We start from the raw sequence: 22130 nt of genomic DNA, 5'->3' as shown, positions 1-22130 counted from the left end.
GTATGGGAGGGCGTCGGTGTGCCGGTGATGAGGAGGGCCCGCGATGGCGGCGTTACGAGGTCCGAGGGCGTTGCTGTGGCGTTGGTGGCCCAATCCGCTGCGGCGCCGCAGCGACCGGCTGGAGGCCTGGACCGTGCTCGCCACCTGGCTGCTCGTTCTGCTCGCCGGGTTGGTCGCGGGTCTGGCGGCCGCGCAGTCGGTCGAGCGCACCCTGGCCAGGGAGCGCGTCGAGTGGCGGCCCGTACCCGCACTGCTCACCGAGCGGGCGCCCGGCACCAGGGCGGCCGGTGCGGAGCGGGTGTGGGCGAAGGTCCGCTGGACCGCGCCCGACGGTTCGGCCCACGAGGGCCAGACCCGGGTCGACCCCGGCAGCGCGGCCGGCACCCCGGTCACCGTGTGGACCGACCCCGACGGTCTCCTCGTCACCAGGCCCGCGACGGAGGCCCAGGCCGGTCTGCGGGCGGCGATGATCGGCATTCTGATCGGAGTGAGCGCCTCGGCCGTGCCCTTCGCCGGCGGGCGGATGGTCCGCGGGCACCTTGAGCGGCGGCGGATGGACCAGTGGGACACGGAGTGGGAGCGGGTCGGTCCCCAGTGGGGATGGAAGACCGGCTGAGGGGGCGGACCGCGGTGGCGTGAACCCCGCGGCCTCCCGCGTCACGTCGTGTGCCCCGTGAAAGAATCCGCACGTTCATGGTGGGGCTCACGGAGGCGGAGGCAGCAGCCATGCGCTCGGAGCAGCCGGAGAGAGCGGCAGCGGCGACGCACTCTGAGCCTCCCGGGACGAGCGCGCTGGACGAGGCCGCCACGGTCTTCGTCGGCGTGCGGCGACGGCTCTTCGGCATCGCCTACCGCATGCTCGGCAGCGCGGCGGAGGCCGAGGACGTCGTCAGCCACTCGGACGGCGGGGGAGTGCGTGGCGCGTCGAGGATCCCGGTGCTCGGCAGTGCCCGGGTCGCCAAGTACCTGGCGGCCTTCGCGCCGAGGTTCTGGCCCGGTGCCGGGACCGAGTGGGTCGAGGCGAACGGCCGCCCGGCCGTGCTCGTCTCCCACGAGGGCCGAGCCGTCGCCCTGCCGGCCGTCGACGCCTCCGCGCGGGGCATCGAGCGGATCATGTGGGTGATGAACCCCGCCAAGCTCGACCCGTACGTCCGGTCGCTGTCGGGTCCTCGCGGCACTGCGTAGGAGGCGGACGCAAGGAGAGGAGCCGGGCTGTCACAAACCCGGACCCTGTCCGGTCCACACGGTCAGCAGGTCCGATTCCGTCGGACGAAACCGGAAGGGTTGCACCATGAAGATCGTAGTCATCGGCGGCACTGGGCTCATCGGGTCGAAGCTCGTGGAAAGGCTCAGGGCGGACGGCCACGAGGTTCTGCCCGCCTCCCCGAACACCGGTGTCAACAGCATCACGGGCGAGGGCCTCGACGACGCGCTCAAGGGCGCCTCGGTCGTCGTCGACGTGTCCAACTCGCCCTCCTTCGAGGACAGCGCGGTGCTGGAGTTCTTCCGTACGTCCACGGGCAACCTCGTCGCGGCCGAGGCCGCCGCGGGCGTGGGACACCACGTCGCGCTGTCGGTCGTGGGGAGCGAACAGCTGCCCGACTCGGGCTACCTGCGCGCCAAGGTCGCCCAGGAGGAGCTGATCAAGGACTCCGGGGTCCCGTACACGATCGTCCGCGCCACCCAGTTCTTCGAGTTCGTGAAGGGCATCGCGGCCGGATCCACCGAGGGCGACACGGTACGGCTGCCCTCCTCGCTCCTCCAGCCGCTCGCGTCCGACGACGTGGTCGCGGCGGTCGCCCTAGCCGCCGAGGCGGCTCCGCTGAACGGCACCACCGAGGTGGCCGGCCCCGAGGAGCTCCACCTCGACGAGTTCGTCCGCACGGGCCTGGCGGCCGAGAAGGACCCGCGCGAGGTCGTCACCGACGAGTCCGTCGGCTACTTCGGCGCGCACCCCCAGGGGCGCGAGCTGCTGCCCGGCCCCGACGCCCACGTCGCCGGGACCAGCTTCACGGAATGGCTCGGCCGCCAGAAGCAGGCCGAGTCAGCCGAGTCATAGGCAGATCACGGCAGAGACAGGTCCCGCCTCGGGCGGGACCTGTTCAGACCGAACGGTGGTACTGGTCCGGCACGTGCACATCGCCCCCGAGTTCGCGGGCCGCGTGCCGGGCCCACGAGGGGTTGCGCAGCAGCTCCCGGCCGAGCAGAACGGCGTCCGCCTCACCGTTGGCGACGATCTTCTCGGCCTGCTCGACATCGGTGATGAGACCGACGGCCGCGACGGCCATCGACGTCTCGCCCTTCACGCGCGCGGCGAAGGGCACCTGGTAGCCCGGCCCGACGGGGATGCGTACGCCGGACGCGTTGCCGCCCGTGGAGACGTCGAGCAGGTCCACGCCGTGGGCGGTCAGTTCGGCGGCGAAGCGGACCGTGTCGTCGGCCGTCCAGCCGTTCTCCTCCAGCCAGTCGGTGGCCGAGATGCGGAAGAACAGCGGCTTGTCGTCCGGCCACACCTCGCGCACGGCGTCCACGACTTCGAGGGCGAAGCGCGCGCGGTTCTCGTACGAGCCGCCGTACGCGTCCGTGCGCCGGTTGGAGTGCGGGGAGAGGAACTCGCCGATCAGGTAGCCGTGCGCGCCGTGGATCTCGGCGACCTCGAAGCCGGCGTCCAGCGCCCGCCGTGCGGCGTCGGCGAACTGGCCGACGATCTCCTTGATCCCGTCCACGGTCAGTTCGGTGGGCACGGGGTGGTTCTCGTCGAAGGCGACCGGGCTCGGTCCGAGCGGCTGCCAGCCGTAGGCGTCCGGGCCCACGGGTGCGCCGCCCTTCCAGGGGCGGTCGGTCGAGGCCTTGCGGCCGCCGTGCCCGAGCTGGATCGCGGGAACCGTGCCCTGGGACACCAGGAACCGTGTGATCCGCCGGAACGCCTCGACCTGGGTGTCGTTCCAGATGCCCAGGTCGTACGGCGAGATCCGCCCCTCGGGGCCGACCGCGGTGGCCTCGACGATGATCAGGCCGGTCCCGCCGGCGGCCCGCGCCGCGTAGTGCGCGAAGTGCCAGTCGTTCGGGGCGCCCGTCTCGGGGCCCTCCGGCGCGGCCGAGTACTGGCACATCGGCGGCATCCAGACCCGGTTCGGGACGGTCAGATCGCGCAGGGTGTAGGGCTCGAAGAGCGCGCTCACGGCGGACTCCAATTCGTGACGGGGCCGGGTTGCGACTCGTACGATAGGCATCGTAGTACGGGAGATGTCAAACTACGAGACCTCTCGTACAATGAGGTTCTCCGGAGACCTCGGACCTCAGATCTCCGGCCCCGACGGACTGGAGCCGCCGTGACGACCGCCGCCCCCACCAGCAGCCGCGACCTCCCGCACCCCGGGCGCACGGAGATCCGGCTGGAGGCCGTGCTGCACGCGCTCTCCGATCCGATGCGGCTGCTGGTCGTGCGAGAGCTCGCCGCCGACGGCGACGAGCTCTCCTGTTCGCACTTCGACCTGCCCGTCACCAAGTCCACGACCACGCACCACTTCCGGGTGCTGCGCGAGGCGGGCGTCATCCGGCAGGTCTACCGGGGCACCGCCAAGATGAACGGGCTGCGGCGCGACGACCTAGACGACCTCTTCCCGGGGCTTCTCGACAGTGTCCTCGCCGCCGCCGCTCGCCAGGCCGTCCGCCTCGGGGGCAGCTGAACCGCCCTTCGAGGGAAGGTGGTTGAAGAGCAGGTTCAGCACGATCGCGGTGAGACAGCCCGCGCTGATACCGCTGTTCATCACCGTCTGGAACCAGTCGGGGAACTTCGCGTACACCGTGGGCACGCCGACCGGCAGCATGCCCACGGCGACCGAAACGGCCACCACCGTGAGGTTGTTGTTGCCCTTGAAGTCGACCTGGGCCAGCGTCCGCAGCCCGCTCGCGGCGACCGTGCCGAACATGACCAGGCCCGCCCCGCCGAGTACCGGAGCCGGTATGGCCGCGACCACCGCGCCGAGCTTGGGCAGCAGACCGAGCAGGACGAGGATGCCGCCGGCGGTGGCGACCACCCAGCGGCTGCGGACCCGTGTCATGCCGACGAGGCCCACGTTCTGCGCGTACGCCGTGTACGGGAAGGTGTTGAAGACACCGCCGAGGACCGTGGACAGGCCGTCCGCCCGCAGGCCGTCGGCGAGTGAGCGGGGCTCGATCTTCCGGTCGGTCATCTCGCCGACCGCGATGAAGTCACCGGTCGTCTCCGTCATCGTCACCAGCGCCACGACCAGCATCGACGCGATCGCCGAGGCCTCGAACGTGGGGGCGCCGAAGTGGAACGGCGTGCTGATGCCGAGCCAGTCCGCGTTCCCGACCCCGTCGAAGTCCGTGAAGCCGAACGGCACGGCGACCGCGAGCCCCACCCCGATGCCGAGCAGCACCGCGATCCGGCTCAGGAAGACCGGCGCGAACCGTTGCACGGCGAGCACGACCGCGAGGACGAAGGCCGCCAGCGCGAGGTTCTTCGGTTCGCCGAAGTCCGGCGAACCCACCCCGCCGGCCGCCCAGTTGCCCGCCACCGGCAGCAGCGAGAGCCCGATGATCAGAATCACCGTGCCCGTGACGAGCGGCGGGAAGAACCGCAGCAGCTTCCCGAAGACCGGCGCCAGCAGGATGATCGCCAGCCCGGCGACGATCACCGACCCGTAGATCGCGGGCAGCCCGCCGCCGCCCGTACCGATCAGCACCATCGGCGACACGGCCGCGAAGGTACAGCCCTGCATGATCGGCAGCCGCACGCCGAAGCGCCAGAAGCCGACGCACTGGATGAGCGTCGCGATGCCGCACAGCAGCAGGTCGGCCGTGATCAGGTACGCCATGTCCGCCGGCGACAGCTTCATCGCGCTGCCGACGATCAGGGGGACCGCGACCGCGCCCGCGTACATCGCGAGGACGTGCTGCAGGCCGAAGGCGGCGAGGTGGCGGACGGGCGGGACCTCGTCCACGGGGTGCACTTGACGTGCGGGGGTGGGGGTCGGGGTTGCCATGGGCACTCCAGGAGCGGCGGGGAGCGGGGACTGCACGTGACCGTACGTGGCTTGAACAGTTTGTTGATTTCTGGCCTGTTGCCGCCAGGTGTCATGCCCGGAGAGGTGTGTGGCTGTCCGCGGGTTGTGTGTGGCTGGTCGCGCCCACGCGGCGGAGCCGCACATGTCACAGCCCCGCGCCCCCTACGGGGCACTCTGTGCCTGGGCTGCTTCCATCAGTGACTGCCAGTCGGGGAGCTTGACAACGTGCCTGCCCAGCGAGGCGCCCAGTGCTGCCTCCGCCCGTTCGATTGCCTGCCAGCCCTCCCACTCGACCGGGTGCAGGCCCGCCGCCCTCAGTGCGGCCAGCGGGTCGTGCAGCACATCGCGCTGCACGAGCGTGGGCGCGTCCTCCAGGAGTGACGTCACCGTTTCCTTTGCGCAGGGGCGGTTGGTGCCGATGACGCCTGTGGGGCCGCGTTTGATCCAGCCGGCCACGTACTCGCCGGGGGAGACCGAGCCGTCACGGAGGACGCGGCCCGCGAGGTGGGGGACGGTGCCGAGGCTCGTGTCGAAGGGGAGGCCCTCCAGCGGCACTCCGCGATAGCCGACCGAGCGGAGGACCAACTGGGCCTCGATGTCCTCGAACTGGCCCGTCCCGGTCACGCCGCCTCGGCCGTCCGGGAGTGTCCGTTCGAAGCGGACGGCGCCCACGCGCCCTGCGTCCGGGAGGAGTTCGACCGGGCGGAGGAAGAAGCGGAGCCGGATGCGTCGGGTGCCGGAAGGGTGCGGGTTTTCGGCCCAGCCGCGCAGCACCTCGACGTTGCGGCGCTGCGCGGCGGGCAGCGCGGAGGGGTCGGCGTACGCCGGATCGAGCGCCAACTCCGCGGGATCCACGACCACTTCGGTGTCCGGCAGGCCGCCCAGTTCGCGCAGTTCCTTGGTGGTGAAGCGGGCCTGCGACGGGCCGCGCCGCCCCACCATCTGGATCTCCCGCACCGGGCTGGCGGCCAGTGCGGCGAGCGCCGCCTGGGGCATGTCGGTGGGGCTCAGCTCCGCGGCACCGCGGGCCAGCATCCGGGTCACGTCCACCGCCACGTTGCCGACACCGATGACGACCGCCGCCCGCGCGCCGACCACGAAACCGTCGGACAGGGAGTCCGGATGCGCGCTGTACCAGGACACGAACTCGGTCGCCGACCAACTGCCGGGCAGCTCCTCGCCCGGCACCCCGAGATGCCGGTCGGTGGCGGCGCCCACGCAGTACACGACCGCGTGGTACAGCTCCCGCAGCCGGGCGGCCGGCAGCCCGTCCGGGCCGACCCGGACACCGCCGAGGAACCGCACCCGCTCGTGCTCCAGCACCGTACGCAGATTGTTCTGCAGCGACTTGATCTTCTCGTGGTCGGGTGCCACTCCGTAGCGCACCAGTCCGTACGGGCACGGCAGCCGGTCCAGGACGTCCACCCTGACTTCCGGCACCTGGCCCTGCTGGACGAGACCCTGCGCGGTGTACACCCCACTCGGCCCCGAGCCGACGACGGCGACCTGCAGCACGGCTGAACCCCTTCCCCGAGGAGAACGAGGAGATCGCTGGTGCTTCCAGCATCGCACCGCATGGCGCGCCCGGGGAGGGGCGGCGCACGGTGCTGCGCCGACGGGGTGCCCTGCCGGGAACGTACGCGTGCCTGTTCGCAGTGAATGTGATCATGCGGTTACGTTGCGTATGTGCTGGAAGCATCCTTTCTTAATCTTTTTGATCGATATGCGCCGGACGGTGTCGTGTCCGTGTGGCCCGCCTGGGAAGTGCGGGAGCGCGAGCAGGAGCGAGACACCGCCACGACGTGGTGCAACGTCCGGCTGTCCTTCGATGACGGCGCCCAGGTCGACATGGTCGCCGTGGTGTGCGACGGATGCGTCTCCATCGAGGACGTACGGGCGCAGCCGGCACTCTCGCTCGACGACCTGGCGGTTCTTCCGGAGTGGATCGAGGGCCCGCTCCTGGAGGCGTGCGGGGGAGCGGCGGAGCCGGTGAGTGCCGCGCTCGCCGAAGGGGCTTCGGACAAGCGGCACGCGCGCCCCGCCCGGCCGCGCGGCATCGAGGGCCGGCGCTTCGTCGCCGGGGAGTATCTGGCGGCTCAGGGGGCGGGCCGGGACCCGGTGCTCGCGGTGATGTCCGCGACCGGACACAGTCGCAGGCGCGCGCTCAGGCTGATCGCCGGAGCGCGCGACGCGGGTCTGCTGACGCCGCGTCATGTGCGTCGCTGAGCGGGGGATCGGGCGATCGGGCGATCGGGCGATCGGGCGCCGTCAGGACATCTCGCGCATCCGGCTGATCTCGGCCGTCTGCTGGGCGATCACGTCGTCGGCCATCTCCTCGATCTGGAGGTTGTTGCCCTGGGCCTTCACGTCGGTGGCCATGGTGACGGCCCCGTCGTGATGGGTGATCATCAGCTTCAGGAACAGCTCGTCGAACGCCTTGCCCTGCGCCGCCCGCAGCTTCTTCAGCTGAGCCCCGGTCGCCATGCCCGGCATCGGCTCGTGGTCGTGGGACTCGCTCTTCCCCGCGCCGCCGTGCTTCTCCAACCAGCCCTTCATGGTGTTGATCTCGGGTCGCTGCGCGGCCGTGATGCGGTCGGCCAGCCCCTTCACCTGGGCCGACTCGGCGTGCTTCGCGGCGAGTTCCGTCATCTCCAGCGCCTGCGTGTGATGCTCGATCATCATGCGCGCGTAGTCGCGGTCGGCGGAGTTGGGAGAGTCGTCCTCCGCCCGGTGCTTCGCGGCGTCCTCGGCGGAGAGCGTCTGCGCGGCCTCACCGGGCTTGCCGGGGGCGATGACCGAAGGGCCCGTACCCGCCGCGGACTTGGACGGGGTCTCGTCGTCCGAACCCGTGCAGCCCCCGAGCGCGAAGACGGCGGACGCCGCGATCGCGACGCGGTACAGGGACGTACGGCCAAAGGGCACAGCGACCTCCTGAGTCACCCGGGACAACAGACACCTCGTGAGTGTTGATGACCGTCTTAGCACGCTGCTGAACGTGATTGATCAAAAACATTCATTACGAATGCGTTGCCGCCTGTTGATCTGTGCATGATGAAGACGATACTTCGGGTGAACCTGAACCGTTCGACTGCGAACGGCTACAAGGGAGGACGCAGTGACCCTGTTGAACAATCACCGAACGCGGCGCAGACGTCTGGGAGTTGCCGCCACCGCGGCCGGCCTCCTGGCCGCGCTGCTCACGGCCGGTCCGGCGGTCGCGACCCCAGACCCCGGGGACTCGCCGGCCACGTCGCAGAAGGTCTCCAAGAGCGAGGCGGCCGAGGCCAGGGCCGCGATAGCGAACGGCGAGATACCCGGGCAGGACGAGATCGTCCACTCGGAGAACATCCAGCACCTCGCCAACATCCCCAAGGACACACTGCCGGGCACCAATTCGGACCTGGCGTTCCAGGGCAAGTACGCGTTCGCCGGCAACTACGACGGCTTCCGCATCTTCGACATCAGCAACCCGAAGTCCCCGAAGACGGTCTCCCAGGTGCTCTGCCCGGGCTCGCAGAACGACATCTCCGTCTCCGGCGACCTGCTCTTCCTCTCCACCGACTCCTCGCGCAGCGACAACTCCTGCAACAGCACCACGCAGCCTGCGACCGAGAAGTCCTCCTGGGAGGGCATGAAGGTCTTCGACATCAGCGACAAGAAGAACCCGCAGTACGTCGCCGCTGTCGAGACCGCGTGCGGTTCGCACACCCACACGCTGGTGCCGGAGCGCAAGAACGTCTACGTCTACGTCTCCTCGTACTCGCCCAGCGCCTCCTTCCCCGACTGCCAGCCGCCGCACGACGGCATCTCGGTCATCAAGGTGCCGCGCAAGGCCCCGCAGAAGGCGAAGATCGTCAACTTCCCCGTCCTGTTCCCCGGTTCGGGGCCTGACGGCGGCGGCAACCCGGGCGGGCCCACCAACCCGGGCGTCTCCAAGACCACCGGCTGCCACGACATCACCGTGCTGCCCTCCAAGGACCTCGCGGCGGGCGCCTGCATGGGCGACGGCATCCTGTTCTCCATCAAGGACCCGGAGAACCCGAAGATCATCGACCAGGTCCAGGACAACGTGAACTTCGCGTTCTGGCACTCGGCGAGCTTCAACCAGAAGGCCAACAAGGTCGTCTTCACCGACGAGCTGGGCGGCGGCGGCGCGGCCACCTGCAACGCGGCCATCGGTCCGAACCGCGGCGCCGACGGCATCTACGACATCGTCGGCAAGGGCGACAAGCGCGAGCTCGTCTTCAAGAGCTACTTCAAGATCCCGCGCCACCAGGCCGACACCGAGAACTGCGTCGCCCACAACGGCTCGCTGATCCCGGTCAAGGGCAAGGACATCATGGTCCAGGCCTGGTACCAGGGCGGCATCTCCGTCTGGGACTTCACCAACTCCTCGAAGCCCAAGGAGATCGCCTACTTCGAGCGCGGTCCGCTGAGCACCGACACCTTCTCGGTGGGCGGTTCCTGGTCGGCGTACTACTACAACGGTTACATCTACTCGAACGACATGGCCAAGGGCTTCGACGTTCTGAGGATCAACGACCGTCGTACCGACCCGGCGAAGAAGCAGCGCCTGCGTGAACTGAACGTCCAGACGCAGCCGGACTACTTCGACTGACCTGACTGTTTCGGTCGGCCGGACTGCTCCGGCCGGCCGGTCCGGTCGGTCTCGTCCGTCTCGCGGTTGTGCTCACGGCCCTGTTCCCGGCTCTCGGGAGCGAAGAACCGTGAGAGGTCCTCGTGGCAGGTCCCGTCGGGTGTCTCGGCGCCCGGCGGGGCACCCCGCTCCCAGTCGAGCCGGTAGCGCCGGAACAGCTCTGCCCGCAGCGTCCGCAGCGGCATCGGGACTCCGGGCACCAGCGCCGCGTACACCGAACCCATCAGGAGCGCGCGCAGCATCGGGTAGTCGGTGGCGGCGTCCGGTGAGCCGTAGCGGGCCATCGTGTCGCTGAGCAGTTCCGCCAGGCGCTGCTGCTCCGGGCACTGCATGAACCCCTCGGCCTGCAGGATGCCCGCCATGTGCTGGCGCATCAGCATGGGGTGATCGCGGGCCAGGCCCAGGATGGCGTCAATGGCCCGCGCCATGCGCTCCCGACCGTCCTCCGTACGCGGCTCGCGCTCCAGCGCCTCCTCCAGCGTGCGGTGCATCAGCCGGTGCACCGCCGACTGCACGAGCTGGCGTTTGCCCGGGAAGTAGTACGAGACGAGGCCGCGGGCGGATCCTGCCCGGTCCGCTATGTCGCCCAAGGTCGTGGCCTCGTACCCACGCTCGCCGACCAGCTCCAGGGCCGCCTGCAGAAGCCTCTCGCGGGAACGCCGCCGCAACTCTTCATTGACCGAGGCGCTGCGAGGGGACATCCTATGTACTCCTGCGTTGACTGGCTGCCAGCCAACTATACTCAGCGCGTCCGGAGCGGCTCCCCTCAGGGATCTTCTACGGGCTGCCGTCCGCTCGGGGCGACGCGGGGGATCGTCCCGGGCGGACGGGAAGTACTGCCGCCTCCGTGCCTTCCCGCACAGCCGCCCGGGCCCGACCAGCAGCTGTCGCCGAGCCGTCGCCCGCTCCTTACAGTGGGCTGGAGTGCCGAGGAGGCGTAGGACATGGATCAAGAGCAGATCCTGGCCAGGATCACGGCGATGGTGGACGACGAACGCAGGCTCCGCGACGCCGTCGCGTCCGGGCAGATCGACAGCGCGACCGAACACGAACGGCTCGGACAGCTGGAGCGCGAGCTCGACCAGTGCTGGGACCTGCTGCGCCAGCGGCGCGCGAAGTCCGAGTTCGGCGAGAACCCGGACGAGGCGCGCGCCCGTCCGTCGTCGCAGGTCGAGGGCTACCAGAGCTGACCGGTCCGCCGAGACTCAGGTCGGGCCACCAAGTCCGGCCACCAGATCCAGTACGGGCCGCAGCCCGTCCGGGCGCTCGGTGACCGGCAGGTGGTCGACGAAGTGCACTCCGCAGCCCAGGGCCGCGGCTCCGCCGTCCGCCCGCCGGTCGTCGCCGACCATCAGGGTCTCCCGCGGATCGGCCCCGAGCGCGTCACAGGCGGTCGCGAACAGCCTGGGGTCCGGCTTCTGGATGCCGTGCTCGTACGACAGGACGTACGCGCCGATGTACGGGTCGAGGCCGTGGTCCCTGAACACCGGCCGCAGATCCCAGCCGATGTTGCTGACCACGCCGACGGCGACACCGCGCTCACGCAGCGCGCCCAGCACCTCGGCGGTGTCGGAGTACGGGCGCCAGGCGGCCGGCGCCATATGGCGGTCGTACAGCCTGTCGTGCAGCGCCGGATCGGGTAGCGCCACCTGACGGGAGACACCGGTGTATGCCGACCGGTGCAGCTCGGAACTCTGGTCGCGGATGCCCCAGATGGGGGCCACGTCGGCCGGTACCGGCGCCGACGGGTGGGCCCCGCCGGGCAGCGCCCCCACGGTCTCCAGTTCCTTCGCCGCCCGGATCAACTCCGGCTCGGGCAGGGAGACTTCGGAGTCGGCCAGGACCGTGCGCAGCCAGGACTCGGTGGATTCGATTCGGAAGAGGGTTCCGGAGAAGTCGAACAACACGGCAGCCATGCGCCGGACTCTACCGGCCGCCTCTACGACGCAGAGCGGGGCACACGCTCGTTGAACTCGCCGTGAATATCCGGGAGTTGTGCCCGCTCGACAGCATGGCCGGTTCGAAAGTCACCGACCGGCCGCCCCCTGGTGCCCCTCCGTCGATTTGCGAGTGCCGCCGAGAACCGAACGCGATCTCTCTGCGTGATAGCGGGGAACGCGTTGGCATGCACACGAAGGCGGGGGAACGCGAGTGGGATTCACAGCACGCGCGAGAACGGCGGCACTGGCCGCCGTGGTGGCCGGGGCGCTGGTCACGGGGGCGGTATCGGCGGGCGGCCAGCCGGCGCAAGCGGCCGGCTCCGCCGCGCAGGACGCGACGAAGGCCTCGGGGAAGACGAAGACGAAGGTGAAGGCGAAGACCAAGCCGCCGGCGACCGTCACGCTGATCACCGGCGACCGCGTGGACGTCGACTCCGACGGCAGGGTGGTTCGCCTCAAGCGCGGCAAGGGCCGCGAGGAGATCGGCTTCTCGGTGCGGCGCGAGGCCGGCCACACGTACGTCGTCCCGCAGGACGCCCTGCGGCCGGTCGCCGACGGCGTGCTCGACCGGAAGCTGTTCGACGTCGCGCAGCTGGTCAAGGACGGCTACGACGACGCGCACCGCACCACGCTGCCGCTGATCATCGGCTACCGGCAGGACCGCGCCGGAGCAGGAGCCCGCACCGCCGCCCGCGACCCGTTCGCGGGCGTGGCCGTACGGGAGCGCCGTGCGCTGCCCGCGGTCGACGGCGAGGCGTTCAAGGCGCCCAAGACCGGTGCCCCGGCGCTGTGGGCGGCCGTCACCGGCCGCTCTCCGGCCCGTACGGCAGGCGGTACGGCCGCACCCGCGCGGCCCATCGCCCATGTCTGGCTGGACGCGAGGGTCCGGGGCTCCCTGGCCGAGAGCGTGCCGCAGATCGGTGCGCCCGCCATGTGGAAGTCGGGCTACACCGGCGAGGGCGTCACGGTGGCGGTCCTGGACTCGGGAGTGGACGAGACCCACCCGGACCTCAAGGACGTCGAGATTGCGCAGAAGAACTTCAGCGATTCCCCCGACGTCACGGACCGCTACGGACACGGCACGCACGTGGCCTCCATCATCGCCGGGAGCGGTGCGAAGTCCGGCGGCCGCTACAAGGGCGTGGCGCCCGGGGTGAAGCTGCTGGACGGCAAGGTCCTCGACGACGACAACATCGGATCCACCTCGAACATCGTCGCCGGCATGCAGTGGGCCGTCGACGAGGGCGCGAAGATCGTCAACATGAGTCTGGGCGGCCTCGACAGCCCGGGAGTCGACCCGAAGGAGGCGGCCGTCGCCCGGCTCTCCGACAAGGCCCTGTTCGTGGCGGCCGCGGGCAACTCGGGCAACGGGCCCCGCACGCTCTCGTCGCCCGCCAGCGCCCCCGAGGCGCTCGCCGTCGGCGCCGTGGACAAGGAGGACCGGATCGCCGACTTCTCCAGCCGCGGCCCGAACCTCGACGGCACGCCCAAGCCGGACATCACCGGCCCCGGCGTGGACATCACCGCCGCCCTGAGCACGCAGAGCTCGGTCCCCCCGACCGAGGACTACGTTTCGAACTCCGGTACGTCGATGGCCACCCCGCACGTCGCGGGCGCCGCCGCCCTGGTGCTCCAGCAGCACCCGGACTGGAGCGGAGCCCGGCTGAAGGCGCTGCTGACCGGTTCGGCCAAGCCCAACCCGCTGCTGAACGCCCACCAGCAGGGCGCGGGCCGGGTGGACCTGACGCGCGCCGCCACGAGCCTGGTCGTCGCCGAGTCCGGCTCCCTCGGCTTCGGCACGCAGGCCTGGCCGCACACCGACGACGAGCCGGTCTCCAAGACCCTCACCTACCGCAACCACGGCACCCAGCCCGTCACCCTGCGGCTGGGTGCCTCCGGGACCGGCCCCGCGGGCGACCCCGCCCCGGTCGGCATGTTCACCGTCAAGGACGCCCAGCTCACCGTTCCGGTCGGCGGCACCGCGGAGACCACCGTCACCGCCGACACGCGCGAGGGCACCGTCGACGGCGTCTTCGGCGGCACCGTGCTGGCGTCGGGTGACGGCCAGGAGGTCCGCACCGCTCTCGTGGTCGAACGGGAGGAGGAGTCGTACGACGTCACGGTGCGGCACATCGACACCACCGGGGCGAACCCTGTCACCTACGCGACGATCATCACTCCCGTCGGCGGGCTCGGCGATCGCATGGAGCTCCCCTACAGCGAGAACGGCACCGTGGTCCATCGGCTGCCCAAGGGCTCCTACCAGCTGGAGAGTCTCGTCTTCGACGAGGACAACGACGTGGCCTTCTTCGTCCAGCCCGTGCTGAACGTCGGCGCGGACACCACGGTCACCCTCGACTCGCGCAAGGCCAAGCCGTTCGCGGTGAAGGCCCCCGATCCGGCCGCGAAGCTCGTCACCTCAAGAGTCGGGTACGACGACGAGGCCGCGGGTGTGTCCCAGACCTGGTCCAGCAACGGTGTGCCGGCGATGCGCACCGCCGCCCTCGGACCGGCCTCCGACGCGATGCGGGCCCAGTTCAACGGGGTGTGGCAGACGCCCGGCGCGGCCGGCAAGAACGTCGACTACCGGCTCGCCTTCAACCGCCGGGGCAGCTTCTTCACCGGCCTGAACCGCACCGTCACCCGGGCCGAGGTCGCCGAGGTGAAGCTCGGCTTCGGCGCCTCCGTCACCGGGGCCAAGGGCCTGGTCCACATCACGCCGCTGGACGAGCGCGGGATCAGCGTCGGCGTACAGGACCCGCAGGAGCAGAACCTGCCGCAGAGCACCACGCACTACCTCAGCGCGGAAGGTGTGCGCTGGTCCTGGAAGGCCGCGCAGCTCGACTCCGGCGGCGAGGAGCGCGTAGTCCACACGAAGGACTGGGTGACCTACAAGCCGGGCTCCAGCCACACGCTGCGGTTCAACACCGGTGTGGCCGGCCCTGATCTGGCGGCCGGGAGCCCGGAGCAGCAGGGCGCCGAGCGGACCGGCGACTACCTCAGCGCCAGGATCCCGCTGTTCAACGACGGCAGCGGCAACCCGGGGTCCTCGGTCGTCACCGGCGGCTTCACCCGGCTGGAATCCGGCGGGCGGATCCTCAACGAGGGCTCGCCCACGGAATGGCTGACCACCGAAGTCCCCGCCGCCTCCGCCCCGTACCGCCTGACGGTCGAGGCGAGCCGCTCCGCCGAGGACACCTCCACCAGTACGAAGGTGACAGGGGTGTGGACGTTCACCTCGGCCCTGCCGACGTCGCAACCCACGGCCAGGCTGCCGCTGTCGACGGTGCGGCTCGCGCCGAAGCTGAGCCTGCGCGGGACGGCTCCGGCGGGCGGCACGCTCACGGTGCCCCTGAAGCTGAGCGGCGCGGCTGCCGCGGCAGGGCAGGTCGCCGCGCTGACCGTGAACGTCTCCTACGACGAAGGCCGGACCTGGAAGCCGCTCACCGTGACGACCGACGCGAAGGGGGCGCGCTCGGTGAGCGTCAAGCACCCGTCGACCGCCAAGGCCGTGTCCTTCCGGGTGGACCTGAAGGACAAGGGCGGCAACACGGTGCGCGAGACGATCACGAACGCCTACCGGCTCGCTCCATGAAGTGACCCCACGACGGCGACCGTTGCCCGGCGCCGTTGAACCTCCGGCCTGGTCCCCGCACCTGCGGGCACCAGGCCGGATCAGTCCCTGTCCACACAGGTGCTGTCTACGGCGAGATCTTCCGTTCGTCGGGCCTGAGAACGTGGAGCTTCCAAAGTCCGTACACGGCGAGCAGCGGTTTGACGACGATCCACTCGCCGGGGCGGTAGTCGTCCGCACGCACGAGTCTCGCTGCGAGATCCGGGCGTTGGCGCCGCAGGTACGCGCGGGCCTTGAGCGCGTGCGCCGGCTGCGAGACGATCTTGATGTGGTCGACGTCCTCAAGCAGTGGGATCACGTTCGTGATGTTCTCCCAGGTCGTCGTGCTCCGGTCTTCCAGGAGCACCGTGCCGTCGAACTCGAGCACCGACTTCGCGTAGTCGGCCATCAACTGCGCCTCCGAAGCGCCACTGCCGGTCGTACCACCACTGAAGATCACGCGGGTGCCATGCGCACTGTCGGTGGCGATGGAGCGCAGTCCGGCTCGGACCCGCCATCGGTTGACGACGTTCACCGTCGCCCGGGGGTTCCGGAAACCCAACACGACCACGGCCCCGGCAACGCCCCCACTGCTGCCCACGAGAGTTCGGGACCAGCGCCAGTTCAACCACTCGCTCCAGACCAGGGCCGCAACACCTGCCGTCGCCAGTACTGTCCTTCGCCGCATCCGGCGACTCTAGGGCACCCAGGCATCAGCCGTGACGGAACCAGCCACTCCACGAACGGCACATTCTGTTCGCCCGTCCGATGTCCTGGCGGATTGAGTACCGGTACTCATGTGGGCCGTGGCGGGGCGCCCGCATGGTTTGGACATGCGATCCATATTCCTCCCGAAGCCCTTACTGGCGGCCGCGCTCGGCGGCGTCGTCCTGGTCGGCTTCGGCGCGCAGAATGCCACCGCCGATCAGACCTCCGTGGTCAGCACCGTCTCGGCGACGGGCGACGACGCGGAGGCGCGGTTCCTCGAACTGGCGGCCCTCATCTCGCAGATCTGTGCCCCGGACGTCTCCAGCGGCTCCGCTGCCGTGGCACCGACCTCCACGGCCGATGCCACAGCAGTGGAGCCGACCCCCGACTCCACCCAGCCCGTCCTGGTCGACCCGGTGCCGCTGACCGCGACGGAGGACTGCGCCGCCCAGAGGCACCAGCTGCGCATCGCCAGGGCGTTCCCGGGGAACGACACGGCCACGTACGGGGAGATGCGGGACAAGCTGACCAGCCTGAAGTACCCGGCGGCGCGCATCCACCGCATGCCGGACTTCTCGGGCGAGCCCGTGGCAAGGCTCGACTTGCGCGTGGGGGCCGAGCACTTGGCTCTGCAGGTCACCGACATCGACAACGGCGTGATGGTCGAGGCGTTCGGCGCTCCGGAGGGCGTGAGCGTGACCGAGGTCCGGCTGCAGCAGCAGCCGGACCCGCCCACGGTGGGTCAGGTCAGTGGGGCCGGAGCCGGGGTTCCGTAGAAGGTGGCGGCCGGCCAACCGCGGGACTCGGCAAGCTCGTTGAGCAGGTTCGCGATCTCGATCGGGGTGATGACGTTCTCCGTCGGCGTGTCCATGACCGAGACACTGAAGGTCAGCGTCATGTACGCGTCGATGGGGCCGATGTTGTAGTCGGCGCTGAACCTGGTGCCACTCGGGAAGTCGGCCGCCGACGACTCGGCCGCGGTCGTGGCATCGGTTTCCGCCGCCTGCGCGGACCCGGCGGCACCGATGACCGCACCCGCCGCGGTGGTCCCCGAGTACCCCAGCAGCGAACGTCTCGAAATGCTGGACAAGTTGCCCCCTCTGCGCGGCCCTGCCGGGTGTCTCCCGGAGCCGTGTTCGATCGTAGGCACGGTCCTGGGGCAGGTGGGGCTGAACAGATTCGTCCGCAAGTGGAGGCGGGAGGAGGGCCCGGACGGCGCCGTCAGCGCAGCTCGGCGCTGCCCTGGAACCTCGTGTACGACGCCACCGCGACCGCCACCGCCAGCACACCGAGCAGCCAGCCGCCGAGCACGTCCGACGACCAGTGCACGCCCAGCCAGATACGGGTGAGGCCGACACCGAGGACGGACACGACGGAGAGGGTGAGCGCGACGCGCCACAGGACGCGTCCGGCGCCGTACAGACGCAGGAGCCACAGCAGCAGGCCGCACACGACCGTGGCCGTCATGGCGTGGCCGGAGGGATAGGCCGCGAAGTGGGCCGAGTCCACGGGGTCGGGCCAGACCGGACGCTGCCGGTCGACCGCCGCCTTGAGCCCCTGCTGGAGCAGTGTGCCGAGCACACATGTGGCCGTCAGCCACAGCGCGAGCCACCATGCCGAGTGGTGCAGGACCAGCCAGAGCACGGCGACGGCGCACAGGGCACGCATCGTCCACGGATCCCACACCCAGTCCGTGAGGATGCGGAACGTCTGCGTCGTGTCGGGGTCGTCGACCGCCCAGCGGTGGGTGGTGCGGGCGATGTCGCCGTCGAGGGCGATGAGCGGGTCCCAGGACATCGCGACCAGGACGAGCAGCAGTACGGAGGGAAGAGCGACAGCCGCCGCGACACGTACGGCGATCCCGGGACCAGGAGCGTGGGGCGGCGAGTCGACGGGTGGGGAGTGCATACACCGATCCTCGCCGACCGGTGGGGTCGAACGCGAACCCGGGGTGTCCTGCGTGCTGCGAGCCGGCTAACCGAGCGCCCGCAGCCCCGGCACGAAGGTCACCAGGACCGGGATCACCGGCACCAGCGCGGCGGCCGCCGTGAGCCGCAGCCGACGGGCGGGCGGGAGGCGGTCCGGCGGAGTGAGCAGCCGGTGGACACGCTGCGGAACATGGGCATGCGGCGTGGGGCAGGGGCCGAACACGCCCCGGTCCTCGTTGAGTTCGACCAGCGCGAGGGCGGTCGTCAGCCGGCCGAAGCGGCGCGAGGCCATGTCGTCCGCGGCGAGTTCGACCAGCCGGTGCATCTCGTAGCGGAACGCCGCGAACACCGGGACCTGCGGAAAGCCGTTGGCCAGCGCGGCCGACGAGTGCAGCAGCCAGTCGTGCCGGGCCTGCGCGTGGCCCTGCTCGTGGGCCAGCACCGCGTCCAGCTGCCGCCCCTTGAGGCGGCGCAACGCGGCCGTGGTGATGACGAGTTGGGGGGCCGCTCCCGGCAGCCACCAGGCGTCGGGACGCTCGCCCTCAAGGACGACCAGACGATCGCTCCCGGGCTCCTCGCCGGGCAACACCGGGGCGCGTACGAGGAGTTCGGCCCGTCGACGACGGCGCCGGGTCCTGGCCCGGGTGATCTCGCGGGCCAGCATCGCGGCGCTCCAGACACCACCGAGCGCGAGTGCCACCGCGGTCGTCGCCGCCCAGGGGCCTCCGGCGAGCGCGTAACTCTCCACGACGGCATGCGGGGCGGGGGCGAAGACGTGGCCGCGGACAGCCTGCCAGGCGGCCGCCGCACTGAGCGTCATCGACAGCGCGCAGCACAGCAGAACGGCCATCACCACGCACTGCCACACCCACAGGGCGACCACCGGTTCGCGGTCCTGCCAGTCCGTTCGGGCGAGCAGCCGCGGAGCGAGGACAGCGGCCAGGGCGCCGAGCAGCAGCAGTGCCGCGGGGACCATCATGGCTGCAGCCTATGAGCGGGGCACCGCCGACGGATACGGGCTGTCGCGGCAAGTGACGTAGGCCACGGTTTCGTAAAGCGAGCCCCGGGCCCGGGAGATGCCCGTTCGGAGCGTGAGATGCCGTCGGCCCGGAAGGTGGGAAGAGTCGGCCCGGAAGGTGGGAAGCATCGGCCCAGAACGTGAGAAGTGCCGGTTCAGAGTGTGAGAAGCATGGCCAGCATTCCGATGCCCATCGAGAGGCGGCACGCCCGCGCCAGCTCCAGCCGGTCGCCCCACCCGGCGGCACGGAACCCCCCTCCGGGTCCGGATCCAGGCCGAGGCCCGAGTTCAGATCCAAGCCCAGGTCCAAGCCCAGGTCCGGGCCCAGATCCAAGCCCAGGTCCGGGCACACGTCCGGGTCCGGCGACGGCGACCGGCACCAGCCGTGTGCCGGTCCACAGCACATACGCCGTGAAGTAGGCGAGGAGCACCCCCGTCAGGGCGGGAACCCCGGCGTGCGCCCCGCTCGCCATCACCGCCGCCATGTAGGCCATCGCGAACGCGCCCACCAGGTGGTGCAGATGGTGGGCACTGCTCCGCGCGGCCCACAGGGCGCGCAGCCCGGCCGCCCCGAAGACCGCCGCGTAGGCGACCCAGGCCCAGCGCGGGGGTGCGAGAGCCGCTGCGGGCACGGCCATCGCGGCCATTCCGAACCCCATCAGCGCCTCACCGCCCGCGGTACGGCGCTGCTCCTCGACCCTGCTGCGCATCCGCAGCAGACAGTAGGCCCCGGTCGTCGCGCACAGCGCGACGAGCAGCCAGCCCGGTGACGCAGGACCGTGCACCGCGCACCTCCCCGCTCGACGGTGTCGAACAGTCCGCTCGAAGAGATGCCCGGGCAGGGCGGAGCGCAAGCAAGCGCAAGGGTGTACACGGGGGAGCGTGCGGGAGTGCGGGCAATATCGTTCACGAGTAAAACACCTGCTAACCTTATCGCCATGAGCAGTGCCGCACCCAGCCCCACCCCCGCCCGCCGACTGCCTCTCGCCGGCGTCCTGCGCGTCGGCCGGCCCTCCGACATCTGGTTCAAGCCCGCGCTGAGCGTGGTCGTCGCGGTCGGCGTGCCGAACGTGACACTGCTGGCGCTCGGCAGGCTGGACCTCGCGATGTACACGATGGCGGGGTCACTCTGCGCGCTCTACGCCCACAACCTGCCGTACGCGGCCCGCGCCCGGGCCCTCGCCTGGGTCGTGCTCGGCATGCTCGTCGCAGTCGCCGTCGCCCTGATCACGGCGTCACTCACGTCCTCCGCCGTGATCCTCGTCGCCGTCGGCGCGCTGCTCGCCGCCGCCCAGAAGGCGCTGTGCGACGCGACCCGCATCGGTCCGCCCGGACCGGTGATCTTCGCCTTCATCAGCTCGGCCGCCCTCTTCACCCCGCAGACGCTCGGCCAGGTCCCAGCCCATCTCGCCCTCGCCGCCGCGGCAGGCGCCTGGGCCTGGCTCGTCGGCATGGCCCCCGGCCTCGTACGACCGCACGGGCCGGAACGCCGGGCCACGGCACGAGCCCTGAACGCGGCCGCCGCGTACGCCGAGATGTACGTCGAGACGTCCGCCGCCGTGTCCGCCGAGGCGTCCCCCACCGCTTCCCCCACCGCTTCCTCCTCCCCTTCCCACGGACGCGAGCGCGCCAGAGGGGCCGCGGCCGCCTCCGTGCACGCCGCCTGGCAGTCGCTGCTCGCCACCGGCGCCCGTTCGGAGCCCCGACGCGCCCTCGAACGGCTCGTCGTGCGGGCCGAGGTCGCGCTCGCCGCACCCGCCGACACGGATCCCGGACGCCTGCGCTCCTGGGCGCGCGACCTGCGCGGAACGGGCCCCGTGCCGAGCGTGGACCTGGCATCGGCGGCCGACGAACTCCTCGGCGTGGAGGCCGAACGGGCCGCGGGCAGGCGCCCGTTGGCCGACAGGCTCGGCCCGCTCCTGCCCCTCGCCCTGCGTACCGCGCTCGGCTGTGCCCTCGCCGGCTATGTGTCGCTGGCCCTCGGTGTCGGCCGCCCGTACTGGGCCCTGGTCACCGCCGCCTCGCTCTATCAGGCGAACGTCACGCTGACCTGGAGCCGCGGAGTGCAGCGCGTCGTCGGCAACCTCGTCGGTGTCCTCCTCTTCGCGGCCGTCGCCCCGCTGGCCCACCTCGGCCCCGCCGCCCTCGTCCTGTGCTGCCTCGCCTTCAACTTCGGTGCGGAGGCCCTGATCAGCCGCAACTACTGGCTCGGCAGCATCTGCGTGACCCCGATGGCGCTGCTGATCACCGAGTTCACGGGCTTCCAGCAGCCCGGTGAGCTGATGACGGACCGGATCGTGGACACGGTCGTCGGCGCGCTGGTCGGCTTCGCCGCCGCGGTCGCGGTCACCAACCGGCGGGCCGGAGACCGCATCGAGAACGCCCTCGACACGGTGGAACGCGCCCGCGAGCACGCCGCGCGACTGATCGCCGCCGAGCGGCCCGGTCCGGGCGCCCTGGAGGCATCCCGGCGTCGGCTGGCCGAGGCGCTCGTCGAGCTTCGCGCCACGGCCGATGCCGCCGCGGGAGAGTGGTGGCAGCGCGCCGTGCCGGAGGAGCGGGTGCTGCTCGCCGAGCGGACCGGACACCGTACGCTCGCGACTGCGGTACGACGGCAGGGACTGCACGCTCTGGAGGGCACACGGGCATGACGGCAGCGAACGGGCGGACGGCGGGCGGAGGAGGCGCGGTCCATGGCGGAGCGGCCGGGAGGACGGCCGCGGGGGACACCCTCGCCGCGGTGGTACGGCAGTGGCAGACGGTCCACCCCGGCCTCGACACCGGTCCCATGGAGATCATCGGCCGCATCAACCGCTGTGCCGCGCTCCTCCAGCAGGCCGAGGACGCGCCCCTGCGACACGCCGGACTCACCCGCCCCGAGTTCGACCTCCTCGGCGCCCTGCGCCGCACCGGCCTCGAACTGACCCCCGGCGAGCTGGCCCGCGAGACCTTCTCCTCCGGCGCCGCCGTGACCAAGCGGCTCAAGCAGCTGACCGAGCGCGGCCTCGTCGAGCGCCGGGGCGACACCCGTGACCGACGCGTCGCCCATGTGCGGCTCACGGACGCCGGACGCGACCTGGTCGACTCCATCCTGCCCGAGCAGCTCTCGTACGAGACCGCGGTCCTGTCCGGGGTCGACGGCACGGTGCAGCGGGAACTCGCCGCGCTGCTGGGCGAGTTGCTGGTCCAGCTGGAAGGCCGGCTGCGCGCCCCGCGCGGCTGAGGCCGGCTCG

General features: G+C 71.1%; 21 protein-coding genes and 1 pseudogene. 11 read left to right on the top strand and 11 right to left on the bottom strand.

Annotation, left to right across the window (positions count from 1 at the left end):
* Window positions 1-43: 43 nt before the first annotated feature.
* From ACZ5VQ_RS27325 to ACZ5VQ_RS27315, 3 genes and pseudogenes are all read left to right on the top strand, one after another.
* Window positions 44-616 carry an Rv1733c family protein gene (locus ACZ5VQ_RS27325; RefSeq protein WP_469107184.1) on the top strand — a complete coding sequence of 191 codons (573 nt, stop codon included), beginning with the start codon at window positions 44-46 and terminating at the stop codon, window positions 614-616.
* Between the two features lie 260 nt (window positions 617-876).
* Window positions 877-1185: pseudogene (locus tag ACZ5VQ_RS27320) on the top strand (RNA polymerase subunit sigma-24); the annotation flags it as partial.
* A gap of 106 nt (window positions 1186-1291) precedes the next feature.
* Window positions 1292-2059, top strand: coding sequence for an SDR family oxidoreductase (locus ACZ5VQ_RS27315; RefSeq protein WP_469107183.1), 768 nt, complete (start codon window positions 1292-1294; stop codon window positions 2057-2059).
* Between the two features lie 43 nt (window positions 2060-2102).
* On the opposite strand, the gene ACZ5VQ_RS27310 is transcribed toward ACZ5VQ_RS27315, so the two are convergent.
* Entirely contained in the window at window positions 2103-3182 is a 1080-nt protein-coding gene (locus ACZ5VQ_RS27310; RefSeq protein WP_469107182.1) for an NADH:flavin oxidoreductase/NADH oxidase, read from the bottom strand.
* Window positions 3183-3332: 150 nt separating this feature from the next.
* Between ACZ5VQ_RS27310 and ACZ5VQ_RS27305 the strand changes: the two genes are divergently transcribed.
* Entirely contained in the window at window positions 3333-3689 is a 357-nt protein-coding gene (locus ACZ5VQ_RS27305; RefSeq protein ID WP_469107181.1) for an ArsR/SmtB family transcription factor, read from the top strand.
* On the opposite strand, the gene ACZ5VQ_RS27300 is transcribed toward ACZ5VQ_RS27305, so the two are convergent.
* Both ACZ5VQ_RS27300 and ACZ5VQ_RS27295 read right to left on the bottom strand, forming a co-directional pair.
* Window positions 3609-5012 (bottom strand): nucleobase:cation symporter-2 family protein, encoded by a 1404-nt coding sequence (locus tag ACZ5VQ_RS27300; protein ID WP_362068453.1) that lies wholly within the window; start codon window positions 5010-5012, stop codon window positions 3609-3611. The two genes, ACZ5VQ_RS27305 and ACZ5VQ_RS27300, sit on opposite strands and share 81 nt — an antisense overlap.
* 183 nt (window positions 5013-5195) lie before the next feature.
* On the bottom strand, window positions 5196-6548 hold the full coding sequence (locus ACZ5VQ_RS27295) for an FAD-dependent oxidoreductase (protein WP_469107180.1): 1353 nt from the start codon (window positions 6546-6548) through the stop codon (window positions 5196-5198).
* A 225-nt stretch (window positions 6549-6773) separates the two neighbouring features.
* Between ACZ5VQ_RS27295 and ACZ5VQ_RS27290 the strand changes: the two genes are divergently transcribed.
* A complete protein-coding gene (locus ACZ5VQ_RS27290; protein WP_469107179.1) occupies window positions 6774-7259 on the top strand; it encodes a DUF6214 family protein in 486 nt (161 codons plus the stop codon).
* Window positions 7260-7301: 42 nt separating this feature from the next.
* Here ACZ5VQ_RS27290 and ACZ5VQ_RS27285 read toward each other — a convergent pair whose 3' ends face one another.
* Window positions 7302-7955, bottom strand: coding sequence for a DUF305 domain-containing protein (locus ACZ5VQ_RS27285; protein ID WP_469107178.1), 654 nt, complete (start codon window positions 7953-7955; stop codon window positions 7302-7304).
* Window positions 7956-8148: 193 nt separating this feature from the next.
* On the opposite strand from ACZ5VQ_RS27285, the gene ACZ5VQ_RS27280 reads away from it, so the two are divergent.
* The gene (locus ACZ5VQ_RS27280) at window positions 8149-9651 is read left to right on the top strand and encodes an LVIVD repeat-containing protein (RefSeq protein WP_469107177.1); all 1503 of its coding nucleotides are present in this window, start codon (window positions 8149-8151) and stop codon (window positions 9649-9651) included.
* Here the strand turns inward: ACZ5VQ_RS27280 and ACZ5VQ_RS27275 are convergent.
* A complete protein-coding gene (locus ACZ5VQ_RS27275) occupies window positions 9639-10391 on the bottom strand; it encodes a TetR/AcrR family transcriptional regulator (RefSeq protein WP_469107176.1) in 753 nt (250 codons plus the stop codon). The two genes, ACZ5VQ_RS27280 and ACZ5VQ_RS27275, sit on opposite strands and share 13 nt — an antisense overlap.
* Before the next feature lie 243 nt (window positions 10392-10634).
* Between ACZ5VQ_RS27275 and ACZ5VQ_RS27270 the strand changes: the two genes are divergently transcribed.
* On the top strand, window positions 10635-10880 hold the full coding sequence (locus ACZ5VQ_RS27270; protein ID WP_359935955.1) for a DUF2630 family protein: 246 nt from the start codon (window positions 10635-10637) through the stop codon (window positions 10878-10880).
* 15 nt (window positions 10881-10895) lie between these two features.
* Here the strand turns inward: ACZ5VQ_RS27270 and ACZ5VQ_RS27265 are convergent, their stop codons facing one another.
* The gene (locus tag ACZ5VQ_RS27265; RefSeq protein WP_469107175.1) at window positions 10896-11606 is read right to left on the bottom strand and encodes an HAD family hydrolase; all 711 of its coding nucleotides are present in this window, start codon (window positions 11604-11606) and stop codon (window positions 10896-10898) included.
* A gap of 235 nt (window positions 11607-11841) precedes the next feature.
* Between ACZ5VQ_RS27265 and ACZ5VQ_RS27260 the strand changes: the two genes are divergently transcribed.
* Window positions 11842-15225 carry a S8 family peptidase gene (locus ACZ5VQ_RS27260; RefSeq protein ID WP_469107174.1) on the top strand — a complete coding sequence of 1128 codons (3384 nt, stop codon included), beginning with the start codon at window positions 11842-11844 and terminating at the stop codon, window positions 15223-15225.
* 106 nt (window positions 15226-15331) lie between these two features.
* On the opposite strand, the gene ACZ5VQ_RS27255 is transcribed toward ACZ5VQ_RS27260, so the two are convergent.
* Entirely contained in the window at window positions 15332-15931 is a 600-nt protein-coding gene (locus ACZ5VQ_RS27255; RefSeq protein WP_469107173.1) for a YdcF family protein, read from the bottom strand.
* Between the two features lie 145 nt (window positions 15932-16076).
* Between ACZ5VQ_RS27255 and ACZ5VQ_RS27250 the strand changes: the two genes are divergently transcribed.
* Window positions 16077-16727 (top strand): hypothetical protein, encoded by a 651-nt coding sequence (locus tag ACZ5VQ_RS27250; RefSeq protein WP_469107172.1) that lies wholly within the window; start codon window positions 16077-16079, stop codon window positions 16725-16727.
* Here the strand turns inward: ACZ5VQ_RS27250 and ACZ5VQ_RS27245 are convergent.
* The 4 genes from ACZ5VQ_RS27245 to ACZ5VQ_RS27230 all read right to left on the bottom strand — a co-directional run bounded on the left by ACZ5VQ_RS27245 (window position 16694) and on the right by ACZ5VQ_RS27230 (window position 19682).
* The gene (locus tag ACZ5VQ_RS27245; RefSeq protein ID WP_469107171.1) at window positions 16694-17041 is read right to left on the bottom strand and encodes a hypothetical protein; all 348 of its coding nucleotides are present in this window, start codon (window positions 17039-17041) and stop codon (window positions 16694-16696) included. The genes ACZ5VQ_RS27250 and ACZ5VQ_RS27245 overlap by 34 nt on opposite strands.
* A gap of 131 nt (window positions 17042-17172) precedes the next feature.
* The gene (locus tag ACZ5VQ_RS27240; protein WP_469107170.1) at window positions 17173-17859 is read right to left on the bottom strand and encodes a phosphatase PAP2 family protein; all 687 of its coding nucleotides are present in this window, start codon (window positions 17857-17859) and stop codon (window positions 17173-17175) included.
* Between the two features lie 66 nt (window positions 17860-17925).
* Window positions 17926-18858 carry a M56 family metallopeptidase gene (locus ACZ5VQ_RS27235; protein WP_469107169.1) on the bottom strand — a complete coding sequence of 311 codons (933 nt, stop codon included), beginning with the start codon at window positions 18856-18858 and terminating at the stop codon, window positions 17926-17928.
* Window positions 18859-19052: 194 nt separating this feature from the next.
* Window positions 19053-19682 (bottom strand): DUF5134 domain-containing protein, encoded by a 630-nt coding sequence (locus ACZ5VQ_RS27230; protein ID WP_469107168.1) that lies wholly within the window; start codon window positions 19680-19682, stop codon window positions 19053-19055.
* A 153-nt stretch (window positions 19683-19835) separates the two neighbouring features.
* Here ACZ5VQ_RS27230 and ACZ5VQ_RS27225 point away from each other — a divergent pair, with 153 nt between their 5' ends.
* Both ACZ5VQ_RS27225 and ACZ5VQ_RS27220 read left to right on the top strand, forming a co-directional pair.
* The gene (locus tag ACZ5VQ_RS27225; protein WP_469107167.1) at window positions 19836-21548 is read left to right on the top strand and encodes an FUSC family protein; all 1713 of its coding nucleotides are present in this window, start codon (window positions 19836-19838) and stop codon (window positions 21546-21548) included.
* On the top strand, window positions 21545-22120 hold the full coding sequence (locus ACZ5VQ_RS27220; protein ID WP_362068494.1) for a MarR family winged helix-turn-helix transcriptional regulator: 576 nt from the start codon (window positions 21545-21547) through the stop codon (window positions 22118-22120). The genes ACZ5VQ_RS27225 and ACZ5VQ_RS27220 overlap by 4 nt, the downstream gene beginning before the upstream one ends.
* Window positions 22121-22130: the final 10 nt, after the last annotated feature.

This window comes from Streptomyces sp. NPDC033178, assembly GCF_055577685.1.
Note: the sequence above shows the minus strand (reverse complement) of the source record. Positions and strands in the feature narration are given on the sequence as shown.